6 protein-coding genes are annotated in these 6,071 nt (G+C 57.6%); 4 read left to right on the top strand and 2 right to left on the bottom strand.

What is annotated here, in order from left to right; all coding sequences use genetic code 11:
- On the bottom strand, positions 1 to 977 hold a 977-nt coding region (phaC, locus tag ABJK70_RS18565; protein ID WP_347258732.1), incomplete at its 3' end, for a class III poly(R)-hydroxyalkanoic acid synthase subunit PhaC.
- An 18-nt stretch (positions 978 to 995) separates the two neighbouring features.
- Positions 996 to 2,264 (bottom strand): class III poly(R)-hydroxyalkanoic acid synthase subunit PhaE, encoded by a 1,269-nt coding sequence (phaE, locus tag ABJK70_RS18560; RefSeq protein ID WP_077732267.1) that lies wholly within the window; start codon positions 2,262 to 2,264, stop codon positions 996 to 998.
- Between the two features lie 387 nt (positions 2,265 to 2,651).
- On the opposite strand from phaE, the gene ABJK70_RS18555 reads away from it, so the two are divergent.
- From ABJK70_RS18555 to phaR, 4 genes are all read left to right on the top strand, one after another.
- Positions 2,652 to 3,200, top strand: a complete 549-nt coding sequence (locus ABJK70_RS18555) for a phasin family protein (protein WP_077732266.1) — start codon at positions 2,652 to 2,654, stop codon at positions 3,198 to 3,200.
- Positions 3,201 to 3,317: 117 nt separating this feature from the next.
- Positions 3,318 to 4,496 carry an acetyl-CoA C-acetyltransferase gene (locus tag ABJK70_RS18550; RefSeq protein WP_347258731.1) on the top strand — a complete coding sequence of 393 codons (1,179 nt, stop codon included), beginning with the start codon at positions 3,318 to 3,320 and terminating at the stop codon, positions 4,494 to 4,496.
- A 213-nt stretch (positions 4,497 to 4,709) separates the two neighbouring features.
- A complete protein-coding gene (gene phbB / locus ABJK70_RS18545; protein WP_077732264.1) occupies positions 4,710 to 5,456 on the top strand; it encodes an acetoacetyl-CoA reductase in 747 nt (248 codons plus the stop codon).
- Between the two features lie 21 nt (positions 5,457 to 5,477).
- Complete coding sequence (gene phaR, locus ABJK70_RS18540) at positions 5,478 to 6,026, top strand: polyhydroxyalkanoate synthesis repressor PhaR (RefSeq protein WP_133716061.1); 549 nt, start codon at positions 5,478 to 5,480, stop codon at positions 6,024 to 6,026.
- Positions 6,027 to 6,071: the final 45 nt, after the last annotated feature.

Here is a 6,071-nt window from a genome sequence, read left to right as displayed (position 1 = left end):
ATGTGGCCGCCCTTGAAAACGATCGTGCCGTAATCCTTGGTGCCGACGTATTTCTCCAAAGGAATGGAAGCCGACGGCGGAACGAGATGGTCTTCGGTGGCGTAGACATTCAGCACCGGCATCTTGATCTGCTTGAGATCGATGGTCCGCCCGCCGATTTTCAAGGTTCCCTTGATCAACCGGTTTTCCTGATAGAAGCATTTGATGAACTGCCGGAACAGTTCGCCGGGCTGATCCGGACTATCGAAAATCCACTTCTCCATGCGCAGGAAATTCTTGAGGCGGTCCTCGTCCTCCAGAATGTCTGCCATATCCACGTATTTCTGGCCGGTCAGCCGGAACGGCTTCAAGGACAGGAAGCTCCAGTTGAGCAGCTCGCCGGGAATATTCCCCAGGGTATCGACCATGAGGTCCACATCGAGATCGCGATACCAGTGGCTCAATGTGTTGTCCGGCGTGTGGAAGTCGACCGGGGTCACCATGGTGATCAAATTGCGCACCCTTTCGGGGTGCAGGGCCGTATAGCACAGGCTCAGGGTGCCGCCTTGGCAGATCCCGAGCACGTTGATGCTGGGCAGGTCGTGCTGTTTGCAGACGAAATCGACACACCGGCGTATGTACCGGTTGACGTAGTCCTCCAGGTCGAGAAACCGGTCGGCTCCATCGGGATAACCCCAATCGATCAGGTAAACGTCGACGCCTTGATCGAGCAACCCGCGGATGATGGAACGGTCTTCCTGAAGATCCGTCATGTAAGGACGGTTCACCAAGGCATAAACGATCAGCAGCGGAACGGTCGAGACTTGTTCCCGCCGCGGGCGATAACGGTAAAGAACGAGTTTGTCCTCCCGGTAAACCGGATCCTTGGGGCTCGCTTCCACGTCGACTCGGCCGATCTTGCTGAGCGTGGTCATCCCGTTCGCGATTCGGCGGTTGAATTCAAAAAGCTCTTGAGTAATCTGTTCCGGGCGTAGCATCGCTCGCTCCTCGATAACTTAGGTAGATGTCTTGGCCCTCGTTCTGCGTGGCGCGCTGGGTGTTTCGCTCTTTTCGCCTCGCGCTTGCCCGCGCAGGTTTTCCAACTCGCGCTGCAAGGCCGAAACTTCGGCCCGAAGCTCCAGTACGCCGGATTCCTCCAGCGTCTGTTCCAACTGCCAAACCCGCCGCTGCAACTGATGAACGCGGCGGTGACTGGTGTCCAGCTCGCGGCGCGTCGGCATGTTGAATGCGCTGAGGGTCTCCTCGACCATCTTCTGTTCCTGGCGTTTTACGGCAAAGACAGCGTTGGTCAACAGGGTTTGAGCCTGGGTGAATTCATCCGAAGTCGATATATCGGTGTAGGCCTGTTCGCTACAGTCGATCCACAAGTTGTAAAGAGCGCGCAGACTGTCGAACGATTCTCTTTTTTGGGCTTTTTCGTAAAGCTCGTTGGCGAACAGATCGATGGCTTTCGCCGTTATTCCCGAAAGGGACAGAGCATACGCCTGGAGAGCCTGATAATAATCGAGCCATAGCAATCCCCAGCGTTGCAGCTCTTCCTGCCATTCGCGGGTATAGCCGATGGTCGGCATCGACAGGAGGCCAACCATGCCCTGGTGCAAGGTTTCCGGGCCGTATGGGGAGCCGAATCCGCGTACCGCCTTCTCCATGTCGCCCGGCAAGATCGAGAACGCCGAGCAGACGCGGCGCCAGTTGTCCAAAGGCATGCCCCAGAAGGTGGCGAACCCGGACCAGGGATCCTTGGCGGCCCGAAGCTGCTCCCCGAATTGTTCGTGCATCTGCCTGACGCTGCGGCTGAGCGCATCCCACTGGCTTTCCGCGCCTTGAGCGGCCCCGTAGCTGTTGGAAAGAATCTTCCACAATCCCTCTCCCATGCGGAAATAGGCTTTATTGGCGTCCAGCAGCTTTCCGATCGATTCGCGGGAGTGTCCCGGTATCAGGGGCATCCAAAAGGTGCCCCATAGATCGAAAAGGCGTGACCACGAGTCGGCTGGCGCTTTCTCATCCGTCGCCCCGGGTTTGGATTCGAAGGTTTGCCGCGAAAGTTCGAGCCAGAGATCCCAGCTCTTCCGTTGCGTAGCGATCCAGAAATCGCCCCAGTCGAACGGACCGGGTCCAGCTTCCGGGCCTGCTCCCTCGGAAACCGCTCGAGGTTCTTCGATCGCCTTACGGGAAAGATCGGACCACGACTCCCAGTACTTGCGTTGCGTGTCTAGCCAGAGACGAGCCCAGGCATCCACTGGGGAGGAAGATTGATCAGTCATTCGAGTCTCCGTTGGTCGGATTTGTTACGGCATGACGCCGTGTCGATACTATACCAGATCAATGTTGCGACGCAGCATTGTAAACCGGAGGTGAACCGCTTGTTTCCTCGCGGCGAAGACGTGATCGAAGCGTTTCGTTTTCGATACGCGTAAAAAACATCTAGTCTGTCGTTTGCCAGTACGAAAATCGTCATTCAAAGACATCCGACCTGTGTTTTGCAGGCACGGTTCCCGAATCGGATCACTATTACTTTTTACACATCAATGCTCTTGCTGAATGTAAGTATTCCGGCCTATTGATCGGCTTGTTCCGCTCCGGTATGGTGCAGTGCACCACTGATACTGCCGGATTCCCAGCGTGTTTAAACCCTTGTTAAGGAGCTTGTGATGAACACTCGTCAAATGTGCGATCAATGGTTCGAGATCAACCGCGCGGCGTTCGATCCGTTGATGCGTTGGAACGAAATCGCCCTTCAGGCGGCCGAAAGGATGGCCGGTAATCGGCAAGTTTACGATCAATGGTTCGAGATGAACCGTATAGCGGTCGACCCGTTCATGCGGTGGAACGAGATTGCGTTACAGGCCGTCGAGAAAGTCGCCAAATGCAATTTGGCCATGGCTCAGGACTATTTGGAGATGGGAACGCGCCAGGCGCAATTGAATTGCGAAACGAGAGATCCCGACAAATGGAAGGACGGGGAACGGAAACTGATTTCCGAATTCGGTCAAAAGATCGCGGACCACGCAGGAGACTATCTGCGAGTGGCGAAGGAAACCCAGGACGCATTCAACGAGTGGGCCAATCAGACGGCGAAAGAAACCGCGGAGAGAGCGGCGCGCGCGGCCGAAACCACCGCGCGGGCCGGCGGCGAGACTGCCAAAGCCGCGGCCGGCGCCGAAGGGCAACAGGCACCGCGAGGAGCTCAGAAAGGATGAGTGACGGTTTGGATTGAGCGCATTTCCGTCAAACCGTAACGCGACGGGCCGGTTGTCCGCCCTCCGACACCGGCCCTTTCCTATTTCAAGGATTAAGTCTCAACAAGAGGTCAATCGATGCAAGATGTAGTAATCGTAGGCGCCGTGCGTACGGCGATCGGTAAATTCGGCGGCACTCTCGCCAATATTCCGGCCGTACATCTCGGAGCCAAGCTCGTCCTGGATCTGCTTTCCAAAACCGGCCTCGAGCCGCAGCAGATCGACGAAGTCATCATGGGACAGGTGCTCACCGCCGGTACCGGGCAAAATTCGGCCCGACAAACGGCGATCAAGGCCAATCTTCCGGTCGAAGTGTCGGCCACCACGATCAACAAAGTATGCGGGAGCGGCCTCAAGGCGATACAACTGGCCGTGCAGTCGATCCAGTGCGGGGACTCGGAAATCGTGATTGCGGGCGGGCAGGAGAACATGAGCGCGGCCCCTCACCTGCTGCCCAATTCGCGCAACGGAATCAAAATGGGCGACTGGACGCTCATCGACAGCATGATCGTGGACGGGCTTTGGGATGCCTTCCACGACTGCCACATGGGCTGCACCGCGGAGAATATCGTCGATCAGTACGGAATATCCCGGGAAGAACAGGATGCTTTCGCCGCCGCCTCCCAGCAAAAGACGGAAGCCGCGCAAAAGGCGGGGAAATTCCGGGACGAGATCGTGCCGATCGAAGTTCCGCAGCCCAAAGGTCCGGCCATCGTGTTCGATACCGATGAATTTCCGCGTGCGGGCACCACCGCCGAAGCGCTGGCAAAGCTGAAACCCGCCTTTCGGCCGAACGGTACCGTCACGCCGGGCAACTCGTCCGGTATCAACGACGGGGCGGCTGCGGTGCTGGTGATGTCCGCGCATATGGCCGAGCGATACGCTTTGAAGCCTTTGGCCCGTATCGCGGCCTTCGGCACCGCGGGTGTCGAGCCGGCGATCATGGGAACCGGTCCGATTTCGGCGACGCGGCGTTGTCTCAACCGGGCCGGATGGACCATCGATGATCTCGATTTGATCGAAGCGAACGAAGCTTTCGCGGCCCAGGCGATCGCGGTCAACCGCGAACTTGGATGGGATACCGACAAGCTCAACGTCAACGGTGGCGCCATAGCGCTCGGGCACCCGATCGGCGCGTCCGGCGCGAGGATTCTGGTCACCCTGTTGCACGAAATGCGCCGCCGCGACGTACACAAAGGCGTCGCCACGCTTTGCATCGGCGGAGGTCAGGGCATCGCCGTCGCCGTGGAGCGGTAGACGGAGATTGGAGGTCGATAAGCCATATCGGCTTTGTCAGGATTTGTACAACTGTTGGGAGAAGCCGGACCTGAGCACATTTGTCGGCAAGGGATTGCCGACCTACGATTTTCATAATTTGTAGGCCGGGGCAAGGGGGCAGCCGATCCCGGCATTTCCGAATGGTTCGGTCCGGCCCGGCCCAGCTTTATACCTAGCACGGAGGATTTTCTCATGAATGGACGAGTGGCCGTCGTAACCGGGGGAACCGGAACTATCGGCACCGAAATATGCAGGCACCTGGCCGCGATGCCTAGCCGCGTCGTTGCCCTTTGCCGTCCGCGGGCGCTAGACTGTATCACCGACGCGTGGGAAGCGGCGCGCAAGAGCGAAGGCTACGAGATGCACGCCATGGAATGCGATGTCACGGATTTCGGGCACACCACTGCCGTGTTCGAAGACATCGCGCGCAAGTACGGCGGGGTAGACGTTCTCGTCAATGCCGCAGGCGTCACAAGCGACGCAACCTTGCGCAGAATGACGCCCGAGCAGTGGCATACGGTGCTCCGTACCAATCTCGACGGCGTGTTCAACACCACGCGCTGCATCATCGAAGGAATGCAGGATCGCGGCTTCGGCCGCATTATCAACATCTCCTCGGTGAACGGCCAAAAGGGCCAGTTCGGCCAGGCGAACTATGCCGCCAGCAAGGCCGGAATTCACGGGTTCACGATGTCCGTCGCTCGCGAAGTCGCGAAAAAGGGAGTTACCGTAAACACGGTATCGCCGGGTTATATCGAATCGCCGATGATCATGAGCGTCCCGGAAGAGCATCGCGCTAAAATCCTGGCGGAAATCCCGGTCGGCCGGTTCGGTCGGCCCTCGGAAGTCGCCCGGCTGATAAGCTTTTTGGCGGGTGATGAGGCTGGATTCATCACGGGAGCCGATTTCTCGATCAACGGCGGCCAACATATGGGGTAGGCCGCATGACAACCCCGGAATATGAGCAACGCATACAACGAACGCATCATCAAGAAATATCCCAACCGGCGCCTATACGACACGGCCATCAGTAAATACGTTACGTTTGGGGACATCCGTGGACTCGTAAGAGACGCTATCAAGTTCCGGGTGGTGGACGCGAAAACCGATGAGGACATCACCCGGAGCACTCTCTTGCAGCTGATCCTGGAAGAAGAGGAAAAAGGCCAGCCGATCTTCACCACCGAGATTCTGGAACAGATCATCCGGACCTACGGCAATGCGATGCAAGGCTTCATGACGGCCTATCTCAAGGAAAGCATGGATGTCTTTCTAAAGCAGCAAAAGCTGATGCAGGCCCAGATGGCAAATCTGATCAAGAACGCTCCCTTGTCCGTGTTTACGGAGTTGACCCGGCAGAACCTGAAGCTTTGGCAAACAATGCAGGACGGCTTTTTCTCGGCATACGGACTTGATAAAGCGAGCGGGACTAACGATGGAAAGGACGAAGAAAAGAAACGCCCTTACCCTCTTCCAGAGGGAGAGGGGACTAAAGGCGATTCGGCGTAAGTCCTTTACGGTATGGCTCGTGGCAATGCGCGCCTAACCCACCCT

Source organism: Methylocaldum sp., assembly GCF_039794385.1.
In the GTDB taxonomy this organism is placed as follows: Bacteria; Pseudomonadota; Gammaproteobacteria; order Methylococcales; family Methylococcaceae; genus Methylocaldum.
This window is presented reverse-complemented; position numbering and strand designations above follow the sequence as displayed.